This window comes from Afifella sp. H1R (genome assembly GCF_021462425.1).
GTDB classification, from domain to species: Bacteria; Pseudomonadota; Alphaproteobacteria; order Rhizobiales; family Afifellaceae; genus Afifella; species Afifella aestuarii.
The window spans coordinates 795,198-819,743 of record NZ_JAKEDY010000002.1; the positions used below are offsets into that span (position 1 = coordinate 795,198).

Consider the following 24,546-nt stretch of genomic DNA (forward strand, 5'->3'; position numbering starts at 1 on the left):
TAACACCTCCCGGTGTGATTTTCCGACCGCAGATGATGCGCCCTCTCCTCTTCCTTCGTTCTCGTCTCAGCCTTCTTCTTGTCTTGGCCCTGCTCGCCGTGGCGTGGCCGGGCGAGCCTGGATGGGCGCAGGCCCCTAAAGTGGGCCCGAGCGGCTATCCATTACCACGCTTCGTCAGCTTGAAATCAAATGCCGTCAACGTCCGCAAGGGGCCGGGCAAAAACTACGGTATTGCCTGGCGCTTCGTCCGGGCCGGTTTGCCGGTCGAGATCATCCAGGAATTCGAAACCTGGCGGAAGGTGCGTGATTCGGATGGCGCGGAAGGGTGGATCCACCAGAGCCTCCTGTCCGGGCGGCGCACGGCAATCGTGGCCCCCTGGGCCAAGGGTGAGCGCTTCAATGCCCATGCGGACGCAAGCGAGACGGCCCGGGTGACGGCGATTCTCGAATCGGGCGTGGTGACCGACGTGGTGCGCTGCCGCGAGGGCTGGTGCGACGTACGCGGCGACAATTACGAAGGCTGGGTGGAGCAGAATTCGCTCTGGGGCGTCTATCCCAACGAAAACGTCTCCGACGGCTGATCACACAGCCATCCGCGACATCAGCGGGAACGCTTCCGCTCACCCTTTCACACCTCCGGCCGTCAGGCCCGAGACGATCTTGCGCTGGAAAATCAGCACGAGAACGATGAGCGGCACGGTCACGACGACGGACGCCGCCATGATCGTGCCCCAGGGAATCTCCTGCTCAGACGCCCCCGACAGAAGCGCGATCGCGACAGGTACGGTGCGCGTGTCGTTGCTCGAGACAAAGGTGAGCGCGAAGAGAAATTCGTTCCAGGCGGCGATGAAGGCGAGAAGCCCCGTCGTCACCAGCGCCGGCCACATCAGGGGCAGGAACACCTTCATGACGATGGTCATCGGCTTTGCGCCGTCGACGATCGCCGCCTCTTCGATCTCCACCGGCAGATCCCGCATGAAGGTCGTCAGCACCCAGACCGTGAAGGGCAGGGTGAAGATCATATAGGCGAGGATCAGCGAAAACAGCGAATTGTAGAGGCCGAAGAGGCGCACCAGCTCGAAAAGTCCGGCGAGCACCGCGATCTGCGGAAACATCGAGACGGCGAGAATCGTCAAAAGCAGGATGCTGCGGCCACGAAACTCGATTCGCGACAGGGCGTAAGCCGCCGTGACCGCCAGAAAGAGCGAGATCGCCACCACCACGAAGGCGACGATGACGGAATTCAGGATGTTGAGCGGGAAGACGCCGTTGACGAGCACGTCGCGGTAATTGGCGAGCGAGAAATCCGTCGGCAGATAGTCGACGCGAAAGAGCGCCGTACCCGATTTGAAGCTCGTCAGAATGGCGTAATAGAAGGGGAAGACCGAGAAGAGCACGATCAGGACGACGAGGGCATAGAAGGCCGCGCGCCTGGCGAGGACCGACATCTCAGCGCCCTCCCCCGAGATTGAGCCGCGCCGCCTTGATGTAGACGAGCGTGATCGCGGCAATCACCAGGAAGAGCAGTGTCGAGGCGGCCGAACCGTAGGCGAACTGATCGAACTGAAAGAGGTTTTCCTGCGCGAAGACCGACATCGTCTTCGTCTCGGTGTTGTTGGGGGTCAGCACGTAGATGAGGTCGAAGACGCGCAGGGCATCGAGCGCCCGGAAGATGACGGCCACGAGGATCGCCGGGCGAATGAGCGGCAGCGTCACCTTGAAGAACACCTTGACCGGATGGACGCCGTCGATCTTCGCCGCTTCGTAGACGTCGGACGGCACCATCTGCAGCCCGGCGAGGATGAGAAGCGCCATGAAAGGCGTCGTCTTCCACACATCGACAATGATGACGGCCCACATCGCCATCTCCGGCGAGGCGGTCCAGGCGATCGGATGCGAGAGGATGCCGACCGACATCAGCATGTCGTTCAGGATGCCGAACTGGTCGTTCATCATCCAGGCCCACATCTTGGCCGAGACGATCGTCGGGATCGCCCAGGGGATGAGGACGGCGGCGCGCACAAAGCCGCGGCCACGAAACGGCACGTTGAGGACGAGCGCCACGATGAGACCGAGGACGGTTTCGATCGAGACGGAGACGAGGGTGTAATAGACGGTGTTCCACACCGCGTTCCACCATTGAGCGTCGAAGAAGAGGCCGAACCATTCGCCGGTCCCGTCGCCATAATCGACATATTCGAAATAGTTGCGCAGGCCGACGAATCGGGCGGCGTCGAGATCGGCCAAGCTGGCATCGGTGAAGGAGAACCAGATCGTCTGCAGAAGCGGCCAGCCGGCGACGAAAGCGAGGACGGCGAGCATCGGCGTGAGAAAGAGCCAGGCGGAGGCGAGCCGCTGCCTGGAAAGCGCGGAGCGCGCCGGAGGCTGTTCTTCAGTCCGCATCGCCTCGTCGGTCGGCGGGGCGCCCAGGGTCGCGTTCGTCATCGCCAGCCGTCCCGCTTCAGCCGGCGCAGCCGGTGTTCCAGCGTCTGGAGGTTGGTTTCCGCCGATGCCGCACCTGCAAGCGTCTCGTTGACGGCCGTCCAGAACTCCTTCGATACTTCGTTGTACTGCCGCTTCGTGGGGGCGGAGGGCCGCGGTACCGCCTTTTCGACCACATCCGCCCATTCGGCGATAATCGGCTGGCTTTCGGCGATGTCCGGATCGTCATAGAGCGCTGGGATCGTCGGCAGCCGCGCATAAGTGAGCGCCCGCTCCTTCTGCGCCCTGCGGGAGGACAGGAAGCGCACGAGTTCGATCGCTTCTTTCTTGTGCCTGGAATATTTCGACACGGCGAGGTTCCAGCCGCCGAGACAGGGAGCCGACCGGCTGCCGGGCTCGGCCGGCAGCGTCGTCACCTCGAACTTGCCTTTGACCGGAGAATCCTCGCCGTTCGACAGCGCATAGGCGTAAGGCCAGTTGCGCATGAAGACGGCATTGCCGGTCTGCCAGACGCCGCGGGCCTCCTCCTCCTTGTAGGCGAGCACACCTGCAGGGGCGATCTCCCTCACCCAGCCATGCGCCCGCTCCAACGCCCGGGCGGCCGCCTCGTTGTTGATGGTGATCTCGCCCTCAGGCGAAACGATCTGCCCGCCGCCGCTCGAGGCGACCCATTCGAGGCCGTTGCAGGTGAGGCCTTCATAGGGGGCGCCCTGAAAGACGAAACCGTAGATCTGACGGTTGCCGGCGGCGCGTTCCTGATCCTGGATCTCTTTGGCGGTTTCGGTCAGCTCCTCCCACGTCGTGGGCGGTTTCCTGCCGTATTTTTCCAGGAGGTCCTTGCGGTAAAAGAGCGCCGGCGCATCCGTATACATCGGGAATGCGACGAGCCGCCCCTCGACGGTCTGTGATTCGATCACGGAGGGGAAATGGTCGCCGATAACGTCGGCCATGGCGTCGCGCAGGTCGACGAATTGATTGGCAAGCTGCGGCGCCCAGATGACGTCTACACGGTAGATGTCGATATCGTCGGTGCCAGCCGCCAGCCACAAGCGATATTGCCCGAACTGGTCGCTCGTCGAAGCCGGCATCTCGACGATGTCGACCTGGTGGCCGGTCTCCGCCTCGAATTCCGCAAGCTGCGTACGCAATTCCTGAATATCGGCACCGACGGAGCCGGAGACGATCGAAAGCTCGGCTGCAGAAACCTCGCCGGTGCCAAGAGCCAATGTCGCAGCAACGGCCATCGCCGCGCGGCCAAACCGCATGTTCCCCTCCCATCCGGCCGGTATTTCCCGGCTCTTTCCTGCCTTGCGTTGCGATCTCAACGATCGTCCGCAGCGCTGGTTGCGGGAAAGTCTAGCCGGTCACGGCGGCATATTGGGAGTCCTTTGCGGGAAGGCTGGCCGCGATCTTGTCGATTCTGTGCTTTTCTTCCTTCCTTGGATTGCGCGAAAGCTGGCCGCGACCAATCGACCGTGATCGTCCCTCAGATGCTCTCAAGGCCGGCCACGTCACTTCAATGTCATGTTTTTCTTATGGAATATGGCAACTCTGGTCGATGTTGGCGCGATCGTTTAAGGAGAGCGCATGAGATCGAGATTCCCCAGGGGCAGGGAGGCCATGCAGGGACGGCATCATCTCTCTCCACGACGACTGGTGCGGCGTTTTGCGCCCGGTCTCGGGAGAGCTCGGGGCAGCGGTTTCGTCCGCCCATTCGCAAAACCGGGTCGCGCCCCTTGGCGGGCGGCCCGCCATATCGGAACCCTCGGACGGCTCGGAGATCTCGAGGCGCGGCTTGCCCGCTCTCCCTCGGAGATCCGCCGCTCGCAAGGGCTGCGCTATCACGTCTTCTACGAGGAGATGGCGGCCGTTGCCGACGAGGAAACCTATCAGCGCCGGCGCGACGCCGACGCTTACGATCTCATCTGTGACCATCTTCTGGTGCTCGATCACGCCGTGCCACGGCGACCGTTCCTGCGCTCGAAGCCCGAGATCGTCGGGACCTACCGGCTGCTGCGGCAGGAGATCGCCGAGATCAACGGCGGCTTCTATTCGGCCGGCGAATACGATGTCGGATCACTCGTCGCGCGTTATCCGCATCTGCGATTTCTGGAGCTCGGTCGCTCCTGCGTGCTGAAACCCTACCGCGACAAGCGGACGGTTGAGCTCCTCTGGCACGGCATCTGGAGCTACGTGCTGATGCACGGCATGGACGTGATGATCGGTTGTGCCAGCATTCCGGGCACCGATCCCGACAAGCTCGCTCTGCCTTTGAGCTTCCTGCATCACAACGCGCTGGCGCCGGAAGAATGGCGGGTGCGGGCGGTCGAGGAGCGTTACGTCGAGATGAACCGCATGGCGCCGGATGAGATCGACGCCAAGGCGGCGCTTCGGCAACTTCCGCCGCTGATCAAGGGATATCTCCGCCTCGGCGGCTATATCGGTGAAGGTGCCGTCGTCGACTATCAGTTCGGCACGACGGATATCCTGATCATCCTGCCGGTCAGCGCGCTCAACCCGCGCTATGTGGACCATTTTGGCAATGATGCGAGCCGGTTCGCAGCGCCTGCTCCGCCGTCCGGACGGCGGCGGTTCGTGCCGCTGCGGCGCAACCTGACGTAAAGCGCCCCCTCGCCTCCGTGATGGCGGGAGGCGTGCTCATAAGCGACGACGAGTTCGCGGAACGCGGGCTCTGCGAGCCATCGCGGCACCATCGTTTTCAACACCCCCTCGCCCTCCGAACGGCCTTTGCCGGTGATGACGAGGACCAGGACATGGCCGCGCGCCTGCGCGCCCCCCAGAAAAGCCAGGAGGCGATCATGGGCGCGTTGCTGGGTCATGCCGTGCAGGTCGATGCGCGCATCCGGCTCAGTACGGCCGCGCAGGAGGCGGCGCTTCAGCCGGGGTTCCAGCGCTGCCGCAGCACGCGGTGCGGAGCGAGGTTTCGGCTCTGAAGAGGTTATGGCGTCGACCGGAGGTGGCGCCGGGCTCCGCTTTCCGGACGTGAGGGCGGCAGCGCTCGTCTGCGGGACCACGTCACCATCCGGCATCGTGCCCTCGGCAGCGAGCTCGTCGCTGAGAGACCGGCTCCTCAGGGGCCGCACGGTCCGGCGAACCTTATCCCAAAGCGCCTTGTCCTCGGGCGAAAGCTGTTTGCGGGCCATCTCAGGCGTTCGCTTTCGGGAGGAGAAGACGGAGGACGCCGCGATGTCGGATGTCGCCGGCGGCCTTCCCAGCGTCCTCGCCTGAACCTGCAAAGATATCGGCCCGCCCCGCGCCCTTGATCGCCGAGCCCACATCCTGCGCGACCATCAGGCGGCAGAACGGGCCTGGCCCGAAGCCTGGAAGCGGGGGCGCGGAGACGAACACCGGCAGATGGAAGGCGGCAAAGCGCGGATCGACGGCGAGGCTGCGCCCGGCGCTGAGCGGGACACGTGCCGCGCCCAGAGGGCCGTCGTCGGAGGCGAGATCGACGATCTCTTCGAAAAAAATGAACGAGCGGTTCTCGGCCATGAGGCGGCGTCCGGCCTCGCGATGCGCCTTGAGCCAATGTTCGAGGCCGGCTTTCCCGGCAGCGTCTTTGGCAAGATAGCCGCGCTCGACGGCGAGGCGGCCGATCGACGTGTAGGCGTGCCCCGATTTTCCGGCAAAGCCGATGCGCATATGCCGGCCGTCACCGAGAGAGAGGCGTGCGGAGCCCTGGACATGGATGAAAAAGAGATCGACGGGATCCGCCACATAGGCCAGTTCCAGACCGCGGCCCGCCAAGGCGCCGGCTTCGATCGCTGCACGATCGGGGCAAAGCGGAGGCCGGTCCGTGAGCTCGATTTGGACGGCCTCCTCGGGCGGCCGATAGATCGGCACGCCGAACGCCTCGGAAAGCCTACTCCGGGCTTCGATCACGGGTTCGTAATAGCCGGTAAGGAGGCCCTCGGCGGCGGAGGGCGCCAGCGCAAAAAAGGTCTCGAAGAAGCTGCAAGCTTCGGCGGATGACAAGTCGGCCTGCAGACGCAATGCAGCGCCCGCGGCTGCCTTCAGACCCGGAAGGGTGTCCGGCGAGGACGTGTCCTCAGCGCCGAGCCGTTCCGCCGATTTGCGGAAGGCCCGAAAGGCGGCGCGATGATCGTCCTCAGCCCAGCCTGGGAGGGATTTGAGAGACGGCTGACGACGCCCGTCCGCGTCGGAGGCGGACGAGGTCAGCGTTGCGATGGGCGAGGTCGGGGCATCTCCAGCCACCTTCGGCGCTCAGCTGGAGCCGGTGGCGACCAGCTCCCAGTTGGGATCGCGGCTCGTCGTGGCACGGGCGAAGGTCCAGACTTCGTCGGGCTTCTGGACCGCATTGGGATCGCCCTCGATCACCCGACCCTCATTGTCGTAGGTGACGGAGACGATCTCGGATTTGAAGCGGACGGAGACACGCGCAACCTTGTCTTCGAGCTCCGCCTCGGTGAGCTTGGCGCTCTCGAAGCCGACAAAGCTCGTCTCGAGCCTCTCGCCACGCTGCTCCCGCTCGCTCATGGCGGTGGCGAAGCTCTCGTAGACGTCGGCGGAGAGAAGGGACCGCAAGGTCGTGCGGTCGCCCGCAGCGAAGGCCTGCACGACCATCTCGTAGGCGGCTTTTGCGCCTTCCAGGAAAGAATCGGGCTCGAATGCGGGATCCGCGCGGCTAATCGCCACAAGCCCATCATAAAGCGGCGTATCGGGCTTGGCATGGCGCTTCAGAGCGCTCCAATCGGGGGCGCTCGGCATTTCCCGCTCGGGCACCTGACCGGGACGCGGCAGGGTCACGACGTTCTCGGCCGTATGACGGGCCGCGACAGGCGGTTTGCGGCCGTTCTCATAGGGCGAAGGTTCGCTGCCGGTGCGACGGCCCAGGACGCTGCCGAGACGCATAAAAATGACGACCGCGATCACCAGGAAGATCAGAGAATAAATGTCGAAAAAGCCGCTCATGCCGATATCGTGCACGCTCCCTACGGGCGTTCGCTTTCTTTCCCGGCAATGTAAGCACGATCCTGGCCGAGTCCAGCAGGTCACAGGAAAGTCTTTAAAAAACCGGCCGAGACACCATATCGCAGGATCAGGATTGAACCCATGCCAATTTTCCTTCTCCTCCTCCTCATCCCGCTGATCGAGGTCGGCACGTTCGTCGTCGTCGGTCAGTATATCGGCCTCGCGCCGACGCTGCTTCTGACGCTGCTGACGGCGATCCTCGGCACAGCGCTTCTGCGTCATCAGGGGCTGAGGACCATTTTGCGCATCCGCAGTGATCTCGAATCCGGGCGCATGCCGGCGCGCAATCTCGCTGATGGTGCGCTGATCGCCGTGGCCGGGGTCATGCTTTTGACGCCGGGCTTCGTCACCGACACGCTCGGATTTCTGCTGTTCGTTCCGGCGGTGCGCGCTCGGATCTGGCAGTTCATCCTGTCGCGGGTCGATCTTCGCGTGGTCGGCACGCAGAGTTATCAGTCCGCCAATTATCAGTCGACACGGCGTGGCCCCAACGGGGAGACCGTGGTCGACCTGGATGAGGGCGAGTTCGAGGTCCGCGAGATCGATCCGGATCAGAACCGCCGGCGCTGAAGACTGGGGCGCGATCGGCGCCACCCGGCTGCCGACCAAAAATGGCGCAGTGGCGCCGGAAAGTCGCCTGACGGGGCAAACCGGGGGCAATCACGGGCGGTGCGCGGTTGTGGCTCACCGTCCCGCATGCTAGGCGCGGGCAACCGTTCCCAATGACAGCTTTGGAAAGACGATATGGTCAATAATGCCAGCAATGGCGGCGAGCAGGCCGCCGGCACGGATGCGAAGAGCCAGGCATCGGCGCAAGGGCCGGGAATTCATGTGCTTGGCCAGTACATCAAAGACCTTTCTTTCGAAAATCCCAGCGCGCCGAACTCGTTGCGGCCGGCGAGCGCCAATCCGTCGCTCGACGTCAATGTGAACGTCAACGCGCGTCCGATCGCCGACGGTCAGTTCGAAGTCGAGCTGAAGCTTGATGCGAAGGCAAGCCGCGGCGATGAGACACTTTTCGTCACCGAAGTCGTCTATGCGGGCCTTTTCCAGATCCGCAACGTTCCGCAGGAGCATCTCCATCCGATCATCCTGATCGAATGCCCGCGTCTGCTCTTCCCCTTCGCGCGCCAGATTCTCGCCGACGCGACCCGTCAGGGCGGTTTCCCGCCGTTGATGATCGATCCGGTGGATTTTGCCGCGCTTTATCGCCAGCGGGCCGCGCAGGCTCAGGCGGACGCCCCGACCACGGCCTGAGGCTTCTGAGAGACGCGCTCGTCTTCGTCCTTCCAGACGTTCAGCCAGAGCGCGTCCTCACCCATTTCAGCTTCCACGAAGGCCCGGTGTGCGGCGCGCATCTCCTCGTTCAACCGCGAGGGCAAAGCGTGCGGCCGCGGCCCCACCTGCCGGAGCGTGCCGGTATTCGTCGCGCCTTCTGAGAAACTGCCCAGCGCGAGCAGCGCCTGGCGGCCCCCCTGCAATTCGACATAGACCTCGGCGAGGATCTCCGCATCGAGGAGAGCGCCGTGCTTCGTGCGTTTGGAATTGTCGATGCCGTAGCGGGCGCAGAGCGCATCGAGAGAGTTCATGCCGCCCGGATGTCGGCGCCGCGCCAGCATGAGCGTATCGACGAAGCGATCATCCGGAATGACGGAATAGCCGGCCTTTGCGAGCTCCATATTGATGAAGCCGCGGTCGAAGGATGCATTGTGCGCGACGAGCGGCGCATCGCCGACGAATTCCAGAAAGTCGCCCACGCATTCCAGGAACGCCGGCTTGTCGCGCAGAAATTCCTCCGTCAGGCCGTGGACGGCAACCGCGTCCGGACTGATCGCGCATCCTGGATTGATATAGGCGTGATAAAAGCGACCGGTGGCGATCCGATTGATGATCTCCACGCAGCCAATCTCGATCAGCCTGTCGCCCTTGAGCGCGTCGAGGCCGGTGGTTTCCGTATCGAAGACGATTTCCCGCATGACCCGATCATGGATTTTGGAGCGCTCGGACACAACCGATCGGAACGCGAAAGGCAGCTTTTTCCTGGGTGATTCTCGGCGGCCCGTTCTCGCCGCGGAACGCGCTCTCAGATCATGGTGGAGGTGGCGCGCAGGATCGTATCGACATCGCGTTCAGCCGCCTCGAAACCAAATCCCGTATCGATGACGAAATGCGCATGGCGGCGTTTGTCGGCGTCCGGCACCTGTCTCGCCAGAAGCTTTTCAAAAAGCTCCTCTGTCATGTCGCGGCGGGCGAGGACCCTTTCGCGCTGCGTTTCGGGTGCTGTCGTCACGACCACCACACAATCCATCCACTGCTCGGCGCCGGTTTCAAACAAGAGGGGAATGTCGAGAACGATGATCGGCGCGCCCTCGCGGGCGGCCTGTTCGCCGAATTCGACCGTTTTCGCCCGCACGAGAGGGTGGACGATCTGCTCCAGGCGCGCGAGCTGGTCGATGTCGCCAGCAAGGGCCGCGCCGAGCTTTTTCCGGTCGACTTCGCCGTCTGTCGTCACCCCCGGAAAGGCATGTTCGATCGGTTCGACCGCGGCGCCCCGATAGAGGTCGTGCACGGCACGATCGGAATCGTGCACGGCAACCCCACGGCGCCGAAACATCGCCGCCGTCGTCGACTTCCCCATGGCCATGGAGCCGGTGAGTCCAATTACGAACATGAGTCCCTTTCGCGTAGATCGGCGACAACGACATCCCGCAGCTCCGCGTCCACGACGGGACGGACGCCGAACCAGCGCTCAAACCCCGGCACCGCCTGATGGAGCAGCATGCCGAGGCCGTCGACCGTGGTCAAACCGACCGAGGCGGCGCCGCGAAGAAACGGCGTTTGAAGCGGCACATAGGTGAGATCGGTGACGATGGCTGAGTCCTTGGCACGATCCCAGGGGACCAGTAGCTCCGCCCCGGAGAGCCCCGCCGAAGTTGCGTTGATCACTAAATCAGCCGACGAGAGTCGTGCTGGGAGAGCGTCGAGGCTAAAAGCCCGGACCTTGCGGGGAAAGCGTTCCGCAACCTCACGGGCACGGGCTTCCGTGCGGTTGAGGAGCTCGACCCTCCCCACGCCGCGTTGCACGAGCGCGTCGATGACGGCGCGGCTCGCACCGCCCGCGCCGACAATGAGTGCGCATTCGGTCTTTTCCGTCCAGTTCGGGGCCGCCTGATCGAGCGAGGCGAGGAAGCCGATCCCGTCGGTGTTGTCGGCCACCAGCCGACCGTCTTCGAGCCAGAGCGTATTGGCAACGCCCAGGCGTTCTGCTGCACCGCAGCATGTCGATGCTGCAGCACAGGCGACCTCTTTGTGCGGTACGGTGACGTTGGCGCCGACATAGCCGGAAGAGGAAAAAGCGCCGTAGAACGACACCGCCTCCTGCGGTGAGACCGGACGCGCACTATAGTCGCCTTCAACGCTATAGCGTTTAATCCAAAAGCCGTGGATCAGGGGCGAACGCGAATGTGATACGGGCCATCCCGTCACGCAGGCGCGGCGCATTTCAGAAGGTCCCGAGGCCGTTTTCGCGCAGGAAGCCGAGGAGCGGCAGCAGCGGCAGGCCGAGGACGGTGAAATAGTCGCCCTCGACACTTTCAATCAGGCGAATGCCGGGCCCCTCAAGCTGATAGAGACCGACGCTGGAGAGAATCTGCGGACCTGCGGCCGCAAGGTAGCGACCGACTTCATCGGCCCGGATCGCACGCAAAGTGATGCCCGCGCTGTCACGGGCTTCAAAGAGCGTCTTGCCGGCGCGCATGCAGGCAACGGCTGAATGAAGATAGTGCGTCTTGCCGGACAGCTCGAGCAGCTGCTGGCGGGCAGCGTCCATGTCCTCGGCCTTGCGGAACAGGCGCCCGTCGAGCTCCAAAGTCTGGTCGGCAGCGATGACGAGAGCCTGCGGCTCTGCCTCGCTCGCCAGCGTGGCTTTCGCAAGGGCGAGCGTGGAGGCGATATCGCCTGCTCCGGCCCCGGCCCGGAGCAGAGGTTCGGACGCCGCCATCTCGTCGAGATCGGGCGAGACCTGGCGGAAGGCGAGCCCCGTGCCCGCAAGCAGGGCTTTGCGGGCCTTGCTGCCCGAAGCGAGAACAAGCTCTGTCATGCCATTTGCTTTCCGCGCCGTTCTCCGAGAAGCGCCAACACCGCGGCTGCCGTTTCCTCGATCGATCGCCGGCTCACATCGATCAAAGGCCAGCCGTATTTCGCGCACAGGCGTCGTGTCTCCAGAACCTCCTGGGACACGGCCGTGCGATCGAGATAGGCCGGGTTGTCATCCTCCGGCGAAAGGCTCAAGACCCGGTTTTGGCGAATTTGGACGATGCGATCCGGGCTCGCGACGAGCCCGACCACCAGGCAGCTCTTGGCACGCGTCACCAAAGCGGGGACGGGAATGCCTTTCACGATCGGCAGGTTTGCCGTCTTGATGCCGCGATTGGCGAGGTAGATCGACGTCGGCGTCTTCGACGTGCGGCTGACGCCGAGAAGCATCACATCGGCTTCGTCGATATCGCGCGGCAGCTGGCCGTCATCGTGCATCATCGTGAAATTCAGCGCTTCGATGCGCTCAAAATAGCTCGCATCGAGCGCGTGCTGGGCGCCGATTCGGCCTGTGGATCGCGTTCCGAGATAGGCCTGAAAGGCCTGCAAGACCGGATCCAAAACCGACACGGCCGGGATCGACAATTCGTTGCAGCGGGCTTCCAGGAGCTCCGCCAGCTTCTCGTCGACGAGAGTGTAGAGGACGATCCCGGGCGAGTTTTCCAACTCAAGCACAATGCGCTCGATCTGCTTGGCCGTGCGCACCAGGGAGTGAATGTGTTCGACCGCATGAATGCCGGCATACTGGGCCGCAGCGGCACGTCCGACGTTGATCAGGGTTTCGCCCGTCGCATCGGAAATGAGGTGGAGATGAAAGAACCGCGTCGGCGCCAAGGGGATGACCGTGGATAAAGGGGCCGTTTTTTCACGTCGGGAGCGAACGCGCCGTTTGCGCCCCCACTGTCCCGACGACGATCCACAATTTGGATGGCGCGGACACGATTGGCAACAGGCTGTGGGAAGGAGTCGACAACGCGATGCGATTCACAGCACGTGCGATGAGATGGAAAAGCGCGGTGTGCGGCCGTAAAGGCTTTTTCTGCGCGGCTTCCGGAGAGTCACTTGCGCCGCTATCCCCGGTGTTTTCCCCTGGGGGAGCACGAAGACGGGGCGCCTTTGCCGCGGATTGATGTGTTGTGGGGGGAATTGAATCCGGCTAATCCACCGCCCAATAGAAACAGAAGAATCCTTAAAACCTTTAATTTGGGGTTAAGAGCACCTGTGGCTTCGGCAAGATCGCTTCTTCGAGTCCTCGACGGCGAAAGCCTAGAGACACCTCCGCTTTGGATGATGCGCCAGGCAGGACGCTACCTGCCGGAATATCGGGAAACGCGCAGTCAGGCGAACGGGTTCCTGGACCTGTGCTACACGCCGAAACTCGCAACCGAGGTGACGCTTCAACCGATCCGCCGTTTCGGTTTCGACGCAGCCATTCTGTTTTCCGACATCCTGGTCATTCCCGATGCGCTCGGTCAGAAAGTGGCTTTTGAGGAAGGGCACGGACCGCGCCTGGAACCGATCGACCCGGCGCGCATCGGAGAGCTCGCTGGGAAAGACGTCACGGCGTTCCTTGCACCGGTCCTGGAGACGGTCGAGCGGGTGCGGACGGAACTTCCCCAGGAGACGACGCTCCTTGGCTTCTGTGGCGCTCCCTGGACCGTGGCGACCTACATGGTCGCCGGCACGGGCACGGGCGACCAGGGGCCGGCTCGGCGCCTCTCGCTTGGTGAGCCGGACCGCTTTCAGGCGCTCATGGATATCCTCGTCGACGCTTCCGCGCGGTATCTCGTGGCGCAGTTGAGGGCGGGTGCTGACGCGGTTCAGATCTTCGACACATGGGCGGGCGTTCTCGACGAAAAAGGTTTCGAGCGCTGGGCAATCGAGCCGGTGCGCGCCATCATCGAGAAGGTTCGGAGCGAAGTGCCAGGCGCGAAGGTGATCGCCTTTCCGAAGGGCGGCGGAGCACGGCTGACGCGTTATGCCGAAGGAACCGGCGCCGATGCGATCGGGCTCGACTGGTCGACGCCGCTTGACGATGCGCGGAAGAGTGCGGGCGGGAAGCCCTTGCAGGGAAATCTCGACCCGATGCGCCTCATCGTCGGCGGCAAAGCTCTGGAGGACGGCGTGCGCGGCATCCTCGAGGCGATGCGCGGTTATCCCCATATCTTCAATCTCGGACATGGGATTACGCCGGACACGCCGGTGGAGCATGTCGAGGCGTTCGTAAAGCTCGTACGAGGCCAATAGACGATGGATGGCCTTGTCGCGGCAGTCTCGGAATTCTTCTGGTATGTCAATCCGTTATGGATCAAGGCATGGCATGTGATCTCGATCATCGCGTGGATGGCGGGGCTCCTCTATCTGCCGCGCCTGATGGTCTATCACACGAAAGTCGCCGCGGGTTCGGAGCAGTCTGAACTCTTCAAGGTGATGGAGCGGCGGCTCCTCAAGGCGATCATGACGCCTGCGATGGTTGCGAGCTGGATCTTCGGCCTTTGGGCGGCGACGATCACCTATGCCTGGGACCAGGGGTGGTTCCATTTCAAACTGGCTCTTGTCGTCCTGCTGACCATCTCCCATCTGTTCATGGCACGGTGGGTGCGGGAGTTCGCCGAGGATCGCAATGCGCGGCCCGAGAAGTTCTATCGGGCGATCAATGAGGTGCCGACGCTCCTGATGATCGGTATTGTGATCCTGGTCATCGTGCGGCCGTTCTGACGCGGATGAATTAGCGCTTGTGATTCCGGTCGGACCGGGTTAAGCGGAAAGAACTGGCGTGAATGGCTAGCTGCGGCGCAAGCTGGGGGCCGGCCGTTAGTTTCCCGCACCGGGGCGGTGCCTCCCTTTTACCCATGCCTCCTCTACCGTGTTTTGCACGGGACTCAATCACATGGCAGAAATCAGACTCCAAGACCTGAAGGCGAAGTCGCCTACCGATCTTCTTGCTGTTGCGGAAGAGTACGACGTTGAAAACGCCAGTACTTTGCGCAAACAAGAACTTATGTTCGCGATCCTGAAGAAGGTCGCGGAACATGACATTACCATCATTGGGCAGGGCGTTATTGAGGTTCTGCAGGACGGCTTCGGCTTTCTGCGGTCTCCTGACGCGAATTATCTGCCCGGGCCCGACGATATCTATGTTTCGCCGTCGCAGATCCGACGTTTTTCATTGCGAACCGGCGATACGATCGAGGGCGAGATCCGGAGCCCGAAAGAGGGTGAGCGCTATTTTGCGCTTCTCAAGGTCAATACGATCAATTTCGAGGAACCGGACAAGGCCAAGCACAAGGTCCATTTCGACAATCTGACGCCGCTTTATCCGGACGAGCGCTTCAAGATGGAGCTCGACGATCCGACGGTGAAGGACATGTCGGCCCGGGTCATCGATCTGGTGGCGCCGCTCGGCAAGGGACAGCGCGGACTGATCGTGGCGCCGCCGCGAACCGGCAAGACGGTTCTGTTGCAGAATATCGCGGGCTCGATCACGTCGAATCATCCGGAATGCTACGTCATCGTGCTTCTGATCGACGAGCGGCCGGAAGAAGTCACGGATATGCAGCGTACGGTGCGCGGCGAAGTGATCTCCTCGACGTTTGACGAACCAGCTGTGCGGCACGTGCAAGTCGCCGAGATGGTCATCGAGAAGGCGAAACGGCTCGTCGAACATGGCCGTGACGTCGTCATCCTGCTCGATTCGATCACGCGTCTCGGCCGTGCCTACAACACGGTCGTGCCGTCTTCGGGCAAGGTGCTCACCGGCGGTGTCGACGCCAACGCGCTGCAGCGGCCGAAACGTTTCTTCGGTGCGGCGCGCAACATCGAAGAGGGCGGGTCGCTGACGATCATCGCGACGGCTCTGATCGATACGGGCAGCCGCATGGACGAGGTGATCTTCGAAGAGTTCAAGGGCACGGGCAATTCGGAAATCGTGCTCGACCGCAAGGTTGCCGACAAACGTGTCTTCCCGTCGATGGACATCCTCAAGTCCGGGACCCGAAAAGAAGAGCTGCTGGTGCCGCGCGCGGACCTGCAGAAGATCTTCGTCCTGCGCCGAATCCTCGCTTCTATGGGTGTGGTGGACGCGATCGAGTTCCTGCTCGACAAACTCCGACATACCAAATCGAATTCCGAGTTCTTCGATTCGATGAACACCTAGAGCGGCCGAGGCGTCTGAGAATTCAGGCGCCTTTGCCCTATCTGGGCTGTGCTTTGCCGGAAGTGTGGCCGCTGCGGGTGCGCGAGAGGAGGTCGCCGATCTCCTCGGAGCGTGTGACGTCCGGATAACATCTTTCCATATCGCAGAGCCTGAGCCCCGTCTCTGTGGCGGTGGTTGGCGTTCGATATTCCGCGATCAGAGCGGGATCGGCTTCCGCGGCGATGATGTCGTGGAGGGCCGTCTCCGTCTGTGATCTGGATGCAAAGACGGTCAGGTGGCGAGCGCGGAGGAGCGTGTCCCAGGCATTCTGGAGACTGGCCGTCGCGATGAGATTGCGGGCGACCGACCGCGTCTGGTGGCGAAGGATCGTCTCTGCTTGCTCGAGATAGCGTCTCTCCCCGGTGAGCAGAAAGAGTCGCGTAGACGCTTCCGCGATCACGCCTGTAGCCGCCGGCGTGGCTTCATCAGAGTCCGAATGAAGACGCGCAAAGAGCGCTTGGTTCTCTGCATTTCCGAGATAATAGGAACCTGAGTCGTCGTTGTAGTAGGATGCTTCAAGCTTGCTAAAGTGGAACTTTGTTGAGTCGATATAGTCTTTTTCTCCTGTCGCGACGTGCAGTTCCAGGGCGGCCCGCATCATCTGCGCATGGTCGGTCGCAAGGGCGTCGGCAGTGATTCGGCCATCGCACCAGGCATGAGGCAGGGATCCGGTCTCAGCCCGAAGTTTGGTGAGAAAGGCGAAAGCCTCAGAAGCGGCTCTCAGGAGATCGGGACGGGACAGCACGGCGGAGGTGCGTGCGAGAGCCGCGATCAGAACGGCGTTCCAATCGGTCAGAACTTTGTCGTCGCGTGAGGGCTGGGGACGGCGGTTGCGAACCTTTAGGAGGCTCTCGCGATAGCGGGTGAGGGTGGCCTCCTCGTCTGCTCCACGCCAGTCAAAGGCCGTGGGGCGGAGGCGATTGAGGATGTTGTGGCTCTCCCAATTACCGCCCGGAGTTACATCGTAGATCTCGCAAAAATGGCGGGCGGCGTCGGGTCCGAGGACGTTTTCAATCTCTTGGGCGCTCCAAACATAGGTAGCACCTTCCTCATGGTCGGTGTCTGCGTCGAGGCTGGTCGCGAAGGCGCCGCAGGGGAGGCGCATCTCTGTAAGAAGCCAATTGGCTGTTTCCTCCATGCGTGCACGGAACAGAGGCGCTTGAGTCTTTTCGTAGGCAAGGCAGAGAAGATAGAGAAGCTGTCCATTGTCGGAGAGCATCTTCTCGAAATGCGGCACGAGCCATGTGTCGTCGACCGCGTAGCGTGCGAAGCCGCCGCCCAAATGGTCGTAGATGCCACCCTGGCAGATATTGCGGAGCGTGATCAGCACAGCGTCGGAATAGGCGGTGTTGCCGGTTCGCAAATGCGCACGCCAGAGCATTTCAAGTAGCGGTGCCTGAGGAAACTTTGGAGCGCCGGAAAGACCGCCACGGTCGAGATCAAAATGGGCGAGGATCTGGGCCGCGGAGGCGTTGAGAAGCTCTGGGTCGGGAAGGTCCTCGGGCGGGGGCGCGGAGTGTTGTCCGCGCGTGAGGTGGGTCGTGATGGCCTCTGTATTCGTGGTGACCGTTTCCGGCTTATGATGCCATGTCTCCGTCACGGCCTGGAGGACCTGGCGGAAGCTTGGACGACCCCAACGCGGCGTCGGGGGGAAATAGGTGCCGCCCCAGAAGGGTCTTGCCTCTGGCGTGAGGAACATGGTGAGCGGCCAGCCGCCGGGCTCGCCGAGGGAGTGGAGGGCGGCCATATAGACTTGGTCGATATCGGGGCGCTCTTCGCGGTCGACCTTTATGTTTACGAAATTCTGATTGAGATAATCTGCTGTTCCAGGATCGGAAAAACTCTCGTTTGCCATGACATGGCACCAATGGCAGGCGGCGTAGCCGATCGACAAGTGAATGGGGAGCCGGCGGGCGCGCGCTTCTGCGAGCGCCGCGTCATCCCAAGGCTGCCAGTGGACGGGATTGTCGGCATGCTGCTTGAGATAGGGACTGGCGGTCTCGGCGAGGCGGTTGCGGGCCATAATGTCTCCGGTGACGTGGCATAGGGCGACTACAGAAGACATGGACACGATTTACGCATTGTCGAGCGGGGCGCTGCCCGCCGGCGTCGGGATTGTTCGAATTTCCGGACCGGACGCCGGGATGGCCCTGCGCGCACTTGCCGGGGGTTTGCCGGAACCTCGGCGGGCTGTGGTCAGAGCGTTGGTGGACCCAGAGAGCCGGGATGTGATCGATGTGGGTCTCGTCTTGTGGATGCCTGGGCCGGGGACTTTTACCCGGGAAGATACGGTGGAGCTGCAGTGCCACGGGAGCCGTGCTGTGATTGCGCGGCTGATCGAATCGCTTGCGCAATGGCCGGGACTGCGTATGGCGGAGCCCGGAGAGTTTGCCCGTCGAGCGTTCCTGAATGGTCGGCTCGACCTGACGGAGGCTGAGGGTCTTGCGGACCTCGCGGCGGCGGAGACCGAGGCTCAAAGGCGGCAGGCGCTGAGCCAGGCGAGGGGCGCTCTCGCAGAGAGGCTGCTGGCCTGGCGGGAGACGTTGCTCGGATGCGTGGCCGAGGTCGAGGCCCAGCTCGACTTTTCCGACGAGGGGGATGTCGGGTCTGAGGTCGAGGTTGCGAGCCGGTTGCGGGGCGTCCTTCTGGAGGTGCGTGAGCTTCTCTCGGGGGCGCGCCTTGCGGAGCGGGTGCGGGATGGGTTCGTCGTCGTCCTGGTCGGCGCACCCAATGCGGGGAAATCGACCCTGCTCAACGCGTTCGCGCGGCGTGACGTCGCCATTGTCAGCGCAGAGCCTGGGACGACCCGGGACCTCGTGTCCGTACCGCTCGAGCTTTCCGGTTACGCAGTGACGCTCATCGATACGGCGGGATTGCGGGAGACGGTGAGTGCGGTCGAGGCTGAAGGGGTTCGGCGGGCGCGTCTTGCGGCCGAGGAGGCGGATCTGGTTCTGGAACTCGTGCCTGCTGGTCAGAACGCGCTAGGTGCAGATTCGCCTGCGACGTCCGGTGGACCCGATCGTTGGGTGATCGAGACCAAAGTGGATTTGGTCGAGGGCGGTGATCTCCAGGGGGCTGGGCGGCACAGGGTTTCGGCGGTGACGGGAGTGGGCCTGCGGGAACTTGAATTGGCGCTTGGCGAATGGCTGGCGCGTCAGGGTTTCGGCGGTTCGGCCGGAGGGGTGGGTGCGGTCGTGGCGAACGCACGTCAGAGAGAGGGGTTGCTGCGCTTGGCTGAGCGCCTCGAATCGGTTCTGAAACGAGGGCAGTCTCGTGGGGTCGACGAGCTCCTGGGAGAGGAGCTGCGCGGGTGTCTCAGAGCGATCGGCCGGGTCAGCGGTGAAGTCGACCCAGAGAGCGTGCTCGGTGCCATCTTTGGCCGGTTTTGTATCGGAAAATAGAATCGGAGAGGCGAAATGTGTTTCACGTGAAACGCGGATTGAACCACCGGCTTTCGTTCCACGTGAAACATAACTTCCCATTCGAGCCAGAAGGCACTAGATCGTCAGCATGATTTCCAATTGCGACGTCATTGTCATCGGCGGTGGGCACGCCGGGTGCGAGGCCGCGGCCGCCGCCGCGCGTGCCGGGGCGCGCACGATCCTTGTGACCCACCGAGCGGACACGATCGGAACCATGTCCTGCAATCCGGCGATCGGCGGGTTGGGCAAGGGACATCTCGTGCGGGAGATCGATGCCCTTGATGGCCTGATGGGCCGGGCCGCGGACGCGGCGGGGATTCAGTTTCGCATGCTCAACCGGCGAAAGGGTCCCGCGGTGCAGGGGCCACGCGCTCAGTCGGACCGTGCGCTTTACCGAGCCGCCATGCAAAGCGTGCTTGGCGGGCAGACGGGGCTCGCGGTTGTCGAGGGTGAGGCCGCCGACATTCTTATTGGTGCGGGACGGGTCGAAGGTCTGGTCTTGTCGGATGGGCGTGAAATCCATTGCGCCTCGGTCGTCATCACCACGGGCACTTTTCTTCGCGGGATGGTCCATATTGGCGAGCGTTCCTGGCCCGCGGGTCGTGTCGACGAGAAGCCGTCGCTTGCTCTCGCCGAGACGCTCGATCGCCTCGGGTTGCGCCTGGCGCGTTTGAAGACTGGGACACCGCCTCGTCTCGACGGGCGAACGATCGATTGGGCGTCACTCGACATGCAGCCGGGGGATGACCCACCCGAGCCGTTTTCGGCGATGACGGACCGGATCACGACGCCGCAGATAAAATGCGGGATCACGCGGACGACCGACGCGACGCATGAGATCATTGGGCGCAATCTCGCGAGGTCGGCGATCCATGTCGGAAATATCTCCGGCCGTGGTCCGCGATACTGCCCGTCGATCGAGGACAAGGTCGTGCGGTTCGCAGACCGAGAGAGCCATCAGATCTTTCTGGAGCCCGAAGGACTCGGAGACGATACGGTCTACCCGAACGGCATCTCCACATCGCTTCCGGCTGAGGTTCAAGCGGCGTTCGTTCGAACTATACCCGGCTTGGAGAAGGTGGAGATCCTGCGACCGGGTTATGCGATCGAATATGACCATGTCGACCCGCGGGAGCTCGAAGCGACGCTGGAGCTAAGGCGACTGCCGGGGCTCTTTCTCGCCGGGCAGATCAACGGCACAACGGGATATGAAGAGGCCGGGGCGCAGGGTCTCGTGGCCGGCGTGAACGCTGCGCGTCGGGCCGGGGGCGGCGAGGGGATCACGGTCAGCCGTTCGGACGCGTATCTCGGTGTGATGATCGATGATCTCGTGACGAAGGGGGTCAGCGAGCCCTACCGAATGTTTACGTCGCGTGCCGAATATCGTCTGGCGCTGCGCGTCGACAATGCTGATGAGCGTCTGACGGGGCTCGGTGAGGAACTTGGCCTGGTCGGGCCAGAGCGGTCGAATCGGTTCCGGAAGAAATCGGAGAGCCTCAGGCGCTTTCGTGCGCTCCTGAGGGAGTGCAGTGTCACGCCGAGTGAGGCGCGGCGGCGGGGCCTCCCGATCAATCAGGATGGGATCCGTCGATCCGCGTTTGAGCTCCTGGCGTATCCGGAGATCGAATGGTCGGCGGTTGCCGCGATATGGCCCGAGCTCGGCGAGGCGGATTCCGCGACCCAGAAGCACCTCACGACGGACGCACGATACGCTGTCTATCTGGAGCGGCAGGAGGAGGACGTGGCGGCTCTGCGGCGCGATGAGGCCATCGGGATCCCGAGTGATTTTTCCTACGCCGATCTCTCCGGCCTCTCCAACGAGGTGCGTGAGCGGCTCGAGCTCGTGCGGCCGGCGAGCCTGGCGCAGGCGGGTCGTGTCGAGGGTGTGACGCCGGCGGCACTGACGCTCATCCTCGCCCATCTCAGGCGTGCTGCGAGGGATCGCCGTGCGGCCTGAGAGGGTGGATGCTTCACGTGAAACAGTGCTGACGCGTTGCCGCGATTTTGTGACGCCAGAGACGGAGGCCCGGCTTGTTGCGTTTGTCGAGCTTCTGGAGACGTGGCAGCGCACGCACAATCTCGTCTCACCACGAACCCTTGATGAGGTGTGGGGCAGGCATGTTGGCGACAGCCTGCAGCTTGTCCCGATCGCGCTCGCGCACAAGCCTTCCTCCTGGCTCGATATCGGGAGCGGGGCGGGTTTTCCAGGCTTGATCGTTGCAATCGTCCTGCGGGACAGGTTGGAGACCGTCGGGCTCGTCGAAGCCAATCACAAAAAAGCGGCGTTCCTCCGTCAGGCTGTGCGGGTCTGCAGCCTTGATAATGTCACCATCCATGCACGGCGAATTGAGGCGCTGCATAACGACTTTGCGGGGCGCTTCGATGTCGTCAGCGCTCGGGCGCTCGCCCCTCTGCCGAGCCTTCTTGGCCTTGCGGCACCATTTCTCACCGAAAACGGTCTTGTCCTTGCGATGAAGGGCAAGGAATATGTGCATGAAGAAGTGGCGGCGTCTGACATCTGGCAGTTCGATCGGATATTGTATCCGAGCGTCGCCGAGGGCGACGGCACCATCGCCGCCATCTCCCATCTGAAACGCAGGAAGGCCTAGACCATGCCGCAAGCCTTGGAGCGGCTCCCGAGCGTTCCCCGAATCCTTGTCGTGGCCAACCAGAAAGGCGGGGTCGGCAAGACGACTACGGCGATCAATCTCGGTACCGCGCTGGCAGCGATCGGCGAAGACGTCCTTATCGTGGACCTCGATCCGCAAGGCAACGCATCGACCGGGCTTGGGATCGGCCGTGAGAGCCGGGCGCGCTCCACCTACGATATCCTCATGGACGGGATGCCCGTGCACGACGTCGCGCTCGAGACCGTCGTGCCGCGTCTCTCCATCGCGCCTTCGACGCTCGATCTCCTGGGTGTCGAGCTTGAAATCGCCGCTTTCCAGGATCGTGCCTATCGCCTGCGGCATGCGCTGACAGGGCTCGGAGGGCAGGGGCAATCGCCCTACACTTACGTGCTGATCGATTGCCCGCCGTCGCTCAACCTCCTGACCATCAATGCGATGGCCGCAGCCCATGCTGTGCTCGTGCCGCTGCAGTGCGAGTTTTTCGCGCTCGAGGGTCTGAGCCAGATCTTGTCGACGGTCGAGCGGGTGCGCCGCGGGCTCAATCCGGAGCTGTCGGTCCATGGCATCGTGCTGACGATGTTCGATGGGCGCAACAACCTGTCCGGCCAGGTGGTGGACGACGTGCGCTCGCATATGGGCGACAAGGTGTACAACACCGTCATCCCCCGTAATGTGCGGATTTCCGAGGCACCGTCGCATGGAAAGCCGGCGATCCTCTATGACATCAACTGCGCCGGCAGCCAGGCCTATCTGCGGCTCGCCAGCGAGGTTATTCAGCGCGAACGGCTGCTTCGGGCGGCGTAGCGCGCGATCAAGGGAGTGTTGAGTGATGGCTGCTGAACCACCACGGCGCCTCGGACGCGGCCTCGACGCGTTGCTTCAGGACTATGCCGTGCCGGACATGCAAGAGGCGCCGGCAGTCCCGCAGAAGCCTCAGACCGCGCTCATCGCTACCGTTCATCCCAATCCGCGAAACCCCCGGCGTGAGTTCTCCGGGGAGGAGCTCGAAGATCTTGCGGCCTCGATCCGGGCGCATGGCCTGGTTCAGCCGATCGTGGTGCGGCCGAAGCCCGGCACGCCCGGCGAATTCGAGATCATCGCCGGCGAGCGGCGCTGGCGAGCAGCACAGCGGGCCGGCGTCCACGAGGTCCCGATCACGCTGCTTGAGGTGTCGGATCGTGAGGCGCTGGAACTCGCGATCGTCGAGAACGTGCAGCGGAGCGATCTCAATCCTCTGGAAGAGTCGCTTGGCTATCAGGCCTTGATCGAGGAATTCGGCTACAGCCAGGGCGATCTCGCCGATGTCATTGGCAAGAGCCGCGTCCACGTCACGAATACGCTGCGGCTCCTGAAGCTGCCGGAGAAGGTCCGTGACCACCTTCGGACCGGCAAGCTGACGGCTGGCCATGCGCGGGCTCTTATCAACACGGTGGATCCGGAAAAGCTCGCAGAGATCGCCATCGCCAAGGGGCTGTCGGTGCGAGACACCGAAAAGCTCGCACAGAAATCCGACGAGCCGGATGTCAAATCGGGGTCTCGGAGCCGAGAGAAGGACCCCGATACGGTTGCGTTGGAGCGGGAGCTGGGAGACCGGCTGGGCCTCCTCATCGACATCCGTCACAAGGCGGACGGGAAGGGCGAGGTGCGCATCAAGTACCGGGATCTGGAGCAGCTCGATATGCTGTGTCAGAGGCTGAAGGTCTAAGAGGGCTTAGCGGCGACCCACACGGCGGGCGACTTGTGCAAGACGCATGAGCGCGAGAGAGGTGATTGCGTAATCGAGGGCCGGGAGTTTCCGTGTCTCCAAGATCGCTTCGTCGATCGAGGCGCGGGCGCGTCGTAAGGCTTCGGGCGACCAGATCTGCAGCGCGCGCTTGACGCTGTCCTTTCTACGGAAATGCAGGGGCGGACGGGCTCGATCGACTGCGGCAGCGAGCCCGCTTTTGCGCACCTCAGCCTGAAGCCCAGCCAGCATCAAAAGATGGTTGAGCATCTGGGCGAGGAGCGCCGAAGGGGAGGCGCCCTCGGCCTCGAGACGCGAGAGGTCGGCGGCAACCTCCTGGATGTCGCCGGTCAACGCCCGGTCGATGAGGCGATCGTTGCGAAGCTCGGTGCTCTCGCCGACGACCGTCGTCACCTCATTAAGAGTGACCTCGGCCCCATCGCCTGCATAGAGGATCAGCTTTTCGATCTCACGCCGGGCGACGCCGCGGTCGGTGCCGAGATGCACGATGAGATAGTCGAGCGCGTCGGGCTCGATCGTTACGCCTGCCTCTCGGAGCAGGCTGCGGGCGAGATCGGCGATGTCGCCGGCGCTGCTCTCATAGAAGGGGATCGCGGCCGCGTTGGGTGAATCCTCGAACAGCCGGCGGAGCGGAGCGCCGGCCCGAAGCTCGTCGGCTTCCACGACAATGATGGCGGCTTCAGGTGGGTCTTCGACGAGGGGTCGCAGCGACGGAACGACATTGTGGCGACCGTCGAGGATTTTCAGGCGGATGAGCGGCGCGCCGCCAAACAGCATGTCCGCATGGGCTTCGTCGGCGATGCGGCCAGGATTGCCTGAGAGCTCGTCGGAGCCGATCCGGAGAACCGTGGCGCCCTGCGGGTCCCGCGCCGACAAGATCGACACGAGAGTCGCAGCCCGTTCGGAAACCGCACCCTGATCCGTGCCGTAAAGCAAGAAGAGTCGCAGGTTTGCCGGCGGCTCTGTGGTGAAGGCTGTGGCCTGGGCGGCCTTAACGGCCACCAT

Annotated in this window: 25 protein-coding genes; 12 read left to right on the plus strand and 13 right to left on the minus strand. The window is 63.1% G+C overall.

The window, feature by feature from the left end:
* Window positions 1–179: 179 nt before the first annotated feature.
* Window positions 180–581 (plus strand): SH3 domain-containing protein, encoded by a 402-nt coding sequence (locus L0F51_RS15260; protein WP_234630018.1) that lies wholly within the window; start codon window positions 180–182, stop codon window positions 579–581.
* Between the two features lie 39 nt (window positions 582–620).
* On the opposite strand, the gene L0F51_RS15265 is transcribed toward L0F51_RS15260, so the two are convergent.
* The 3 genes from L0F51_RS15265 to L0F51_RS15275 are packed head-to-tail and all read right to left on the minus strand — an operon-like array spanning window position 621 to window position 3,707.
* The gene (locus L0F51_RS15265) at window positions 621–1,448 is read right to left on the minus strand and encodes a carbohydrate ABC transporter permease (protein WP_234630019.1); all 828 of its coding nucleotides are present in this window, start codon (window positions 1,446–1,448) and stop codon (window positions 621–623) included.
* Window position 1,449: 1 nt separating this feature from the next.
* Window positions 1,450–2,445 carry a carbohydrate ABC transporter permease gene (locus L0F51_RS15270; protein ID WP_234630020.1) on the minus strand — a complete coding sequence of 332 codons (996 nt, stop codon included), beginning with the start codon at window positions 2,443–2,445 and terminating at the stop codon, window positions 1,450–1,452.
* Complete coding sequence (locus L0F51_RS15275; protein WP_370642424.1) at window positions 2,442–3,707, minus strand: ABC transporter substrate-binding protein; 1,266 nt, start codon at window positions 3,705–3,707, stop codon at window positions 2,442–2,444. Before L0F51_RS15275 ends, L0F51_RS15270 begins: the two co-directional genes overlap by 4 nt.
* Window positions 3,708–4,062: 355 nt before the next feature.
* Between L0F51_RS15275 and L0F51_RS15280 the strand changes: the two genes are divergently transcribed.
* The gene (locus L0F51_RS15280) at window positions 4,063–5,064 is read left to right on the plus strand and encodes a GNAT family N-acetyltransferase (protein ID WP_234630021.1); all 1,002 of its coding nucleotides are present in this window, start codon (window positions 4,063–4,065) and stop codon (window positions 5,062–5,064) included.
* Here the strand turns inward: L0F51_RS15280 and L0F51_RS15285 are convergent.
* Genes L0F51_RS15285 through L0F51_RS15295 form a run of 3 tightly spaced genes read right to left on the minus strand, consistent with a single transcriptional unit; the run spans window position 4,965 to window position 7,395 of the window.
* Window positions 4,965–5,606 carry a Smr/MutS family protein gene (locus L0F51_RS15285; RefSeq protein WP_234630022.1) on the minus strand — a complete coding sequence of 214 codons (642 nt, stop codon included), beginning with the start codon at window positions 5,604–5,606 and terminating at the stop codon, window positions 4,965–4,967. The genes L0F51_RS15280 and L0F51_RS15285 overlap by 100 nt on opposite strands.
* A gap of 1 nt (window position 5,607) precedes the next feature.
* Complete coding sequence (locus L0F51_RS15290; protein ID WP_234630023.1) at window positions 5,608–6,678, minus strand: MltA domain-containing protein; 1,071 nt, start codon at window positions 6,676–6,678, stop codon at window positions 5,608–5,610.
* Between the two features lie 9 nt (window positions 6,679–6,687).
* Window positions 6,688–7,395 (minus strand): Tim44/TimA family putative adaptor protein, encoded by a 708-nt coding sequence (locus L0F51_RS15295; protein ID WP_234630024.1) that lies wholly within the window; start codon window positions 7,393–7,395, stop codon window positions 6,688–6,690.
* A gap of 141 nt (window positions 7,396–7,536) precedes the next feature.
* Here L0F51_RS15295 and L0F51_RS15300 point away from each other — a divergent pair, with 141 nt between their 5' ends.
* Entirely contained in the window at window positions 7,537–8,025 is a 489-nt protein-coding gene (locus tag L0F51_RS15300) for an FxsA family protein (RefSeq protein ID WP_234630025.1), read from the plus strand.
* A 174-nt stretch (window positions 8,026–8,199) separates the two neighbouring features.
* The gene (gene secB / locus L0F51_RS15305) at window positions 8,200–8,712 is read left to right on the plus strand and encodes a protein-export chaperone SecB (protein WP_234630026.1); all 513 of its coding nucleotides are present in this window, start codon (window positions 8,200–8,202) and stop codon (window positions 8,710–8,712) included.
* On the opposite strand, the gene dnaQ is transcribed toward secB, so the two are convergent.
* From dnaQ to L0F51_RS15330, 5 genes are all read right to left on the minus strand, one after another.
* A complete protein-coding gene (dnaQ, locus tag L0F51_RS15310) occupies window positions 8,685–9,431 on the minus strand; it encodes a DNA polymerase III subunit epsilon (RefSeq protein WP_234630027.1) in 747 nt (248 codons plus the stop codon). The genes secB and dnaQ overlap by 28 nt on opposite strands.
* A gap of 107 nt (window positions 9,432–9,538) precedes the next feature.
* Window positions 9,539–10,126 carry a dephospho-CoA kinase gene (gene coaE, locus L0F51_RS15315; RefSeq protein WP_234630028.1) on the minus strand — a complete coding sequence of 196 codons (588 nt, stop codon included), beginning with the start codon at window positions 10,124–10,126 and terminating at the stop codon, window positions 9,539–9,541.
* Window positions 10,117–10,956 (minus strand): shikimate dehydrogenase, encoded by an 840-nt coding sequence (locus tag L0F51_RS15320; RefSeq protein ID WP_234630029.1) that lies wholly within the window; start codon window positions 10,954–10,956, stop codon window positions 10,117–10,119. The genes coaE and L0F51_RS15320 overlap by 10 nt, the downstream gene beginning before the upstream one ends.
* Before the next feature lies 1 nt (window position 10,957).
* Entirely contained in the window at window positions 10,958–11,554 is a 597-nt protein-coding gene (locus L0F51_RS15325) for a Maf family protein (protein ID WP_234630030.1), read from the minus strand.
* Window positions 11,551–12,384, minus strand: a complete 834-nt coding sequence (locus L0F51_RS15330) for a pyruvate, water dikinase regulatory protein (RefSeq protein ID WP_234630031.1) — start codon at window positions 12,382–12,384, stop codon at window positions 11,551–11,553. The genes L0F51_RS15325 and L0F51_RS15330 overlap by 4 nt, the downstream gene beginning before the upstream one ends.
* Window positions 12,385–12,771: 387 nt before the next feature.
* Here L0F51_RS15330 and hemE point away from each other — a divergent pair, with 387 nt between their 5' ends.
* The 3 genes from hemE to rho all read left to right on the plus strand — a co-directional run bounded on the left by hemE (window position 12,772) and on the right by rho (window position 15,706).
* Entirely contained in the window at window positions 12,772–13,797 is a 1,026-nt protein-coding gene (hemE, locus tag L0F51_RS15335; RefSeq protein WP_370642425.1) for a uroporphyrinogen decarboxylase, read from the plus strand.
* Between the two features lie 3 nt (window positions 13,798–13,800).
* Window positions 13,801–14,268: a protoporphyrinogen oxidase HemJ gene (gene hemJ, locus L0F51_RS15340; RefSeq protein WP_234630033.1), complete on the plus strand. Its 468-nt coding sequence runs from the start codon at window positions 13,801–13,803 to the stop codon at window positions 14,266–14,268.
* Window positions 14,269–14,440: 172 nt separating this feature from the next.
* A complete protein-coding gene (gene rho / locus L0F51_RS15345; protein ID WP_234630034.1) occupies window positions 14,441–15,706 on the plus strand; it encodes a transcription termination factor Rho in 1,266 nt (421 codons plus the stop codon).
* 37 nt (window positions 15,707–15,743) lie between these two features.
* Here the strand turns inward: rho and L0F51_RS15350 are convergent, their stop codons facing one another.
* Window positions 15,744–17,768: a thioredoxin domain-containing protein gene (locus tag L0F51_RS15350; RefSeq protein WP_234630035.1), complete on the minus strand. Its 2,025-nt coding sequence runs from the start codon at window positions 17,766–17,768 to the stop codon at window positions 15,744–15,746.
* Window positions 17,769–17,808: 40 nt separating this feature from the next.
* Here L0F51_RS15350 and mnmE point away from each other — a divergent pair, with 40 nt between their 5' ends.
* The 5 genes from mnmE (at window position 17,809) to L0F51_RS15375 (ending at window position 23,502) form a co-directional block, all read left to right on the plus strand.
* On the plus strand, window positions 17,809–19,146 hold the full coding sequence (gene mnmE, locus L0F51_RS15355) for a tRNA uridine-5-carboxymethylaminomethyl(34) synthesis GTPase MnmE (RefSeq protein WP_234630036.1): 1,338 nt from the start codon (window positions 17,809–17,811) through the stop codon (window positions 19,144–19,146).
* A 109-nt stretch (window positions 19,147–19,255) separates the two neighbouring features.
* Window positions 19,256–21,124: a tRNA uridine-5-carboxymethylaminomethyl(34) synthesis enzyme MnmG gene (mnmG, locus tag L0F51_RS15360; protein ID WP_234630037.1), complete on the plus strand. Its 1,869-nt coding sequence runs from the start codon at window positions 19,256–19,258 to the stop codon at window positions 21,122–21,124.
* Between the two features lie 49 nt (window positions 21,125–21,173).
* Complete coding sequence (rsmG, locus tag L0F51_RS15365; RefSeq protein ID WP_234630038.1) at window positions 21,174–21,776, plus strand: 16S rRNA (guanine(527)-N(7))-methyltransferase RsmG; 603 nt, start codon at window positions 21,174–21,176, stop codon at window positions 21,774–21,776.
* Between the two features lie 3 nt (window positions 21,777–21,779).
* Entirely contained in the window at window positions 21,780–22,601 is an 822-nt protein-coding gene (locus L0F51_RS15370) for a ParA family protein (protein ID WP_234630039.1), read from the plus strand.
* Between the two features lie 25 nt (window positions 22,602–22,626).
* Window positions 22,627–23,502, plus strand: coding sequence for a ParB/RepB/Spo0J family partition protein (locus L0F51_RS15375; RefSeq protein ID WP_234630040.1), 876 nt, complete (start codon window positions 22,627–22,629; stop codon window positions 23,500–23,502).
* A 6-nt stretch (window positions 23,503–23,508) separates the two neighbouring features.
* Here L0F51_RS15375 and holA read toward each other — a convergent pair whose 3' ends face one another.
* Window positions 23,509–24,546, minus strand: a complete 1,038-nt coding sequence (gene holA, locus L0F51_RS15380) for a DNA polymerase III subunit delta (RefSeq protein WP_234630041.1) — start codon at window positions 24,544–24,546, stop codon at window positions 23,509–23,511.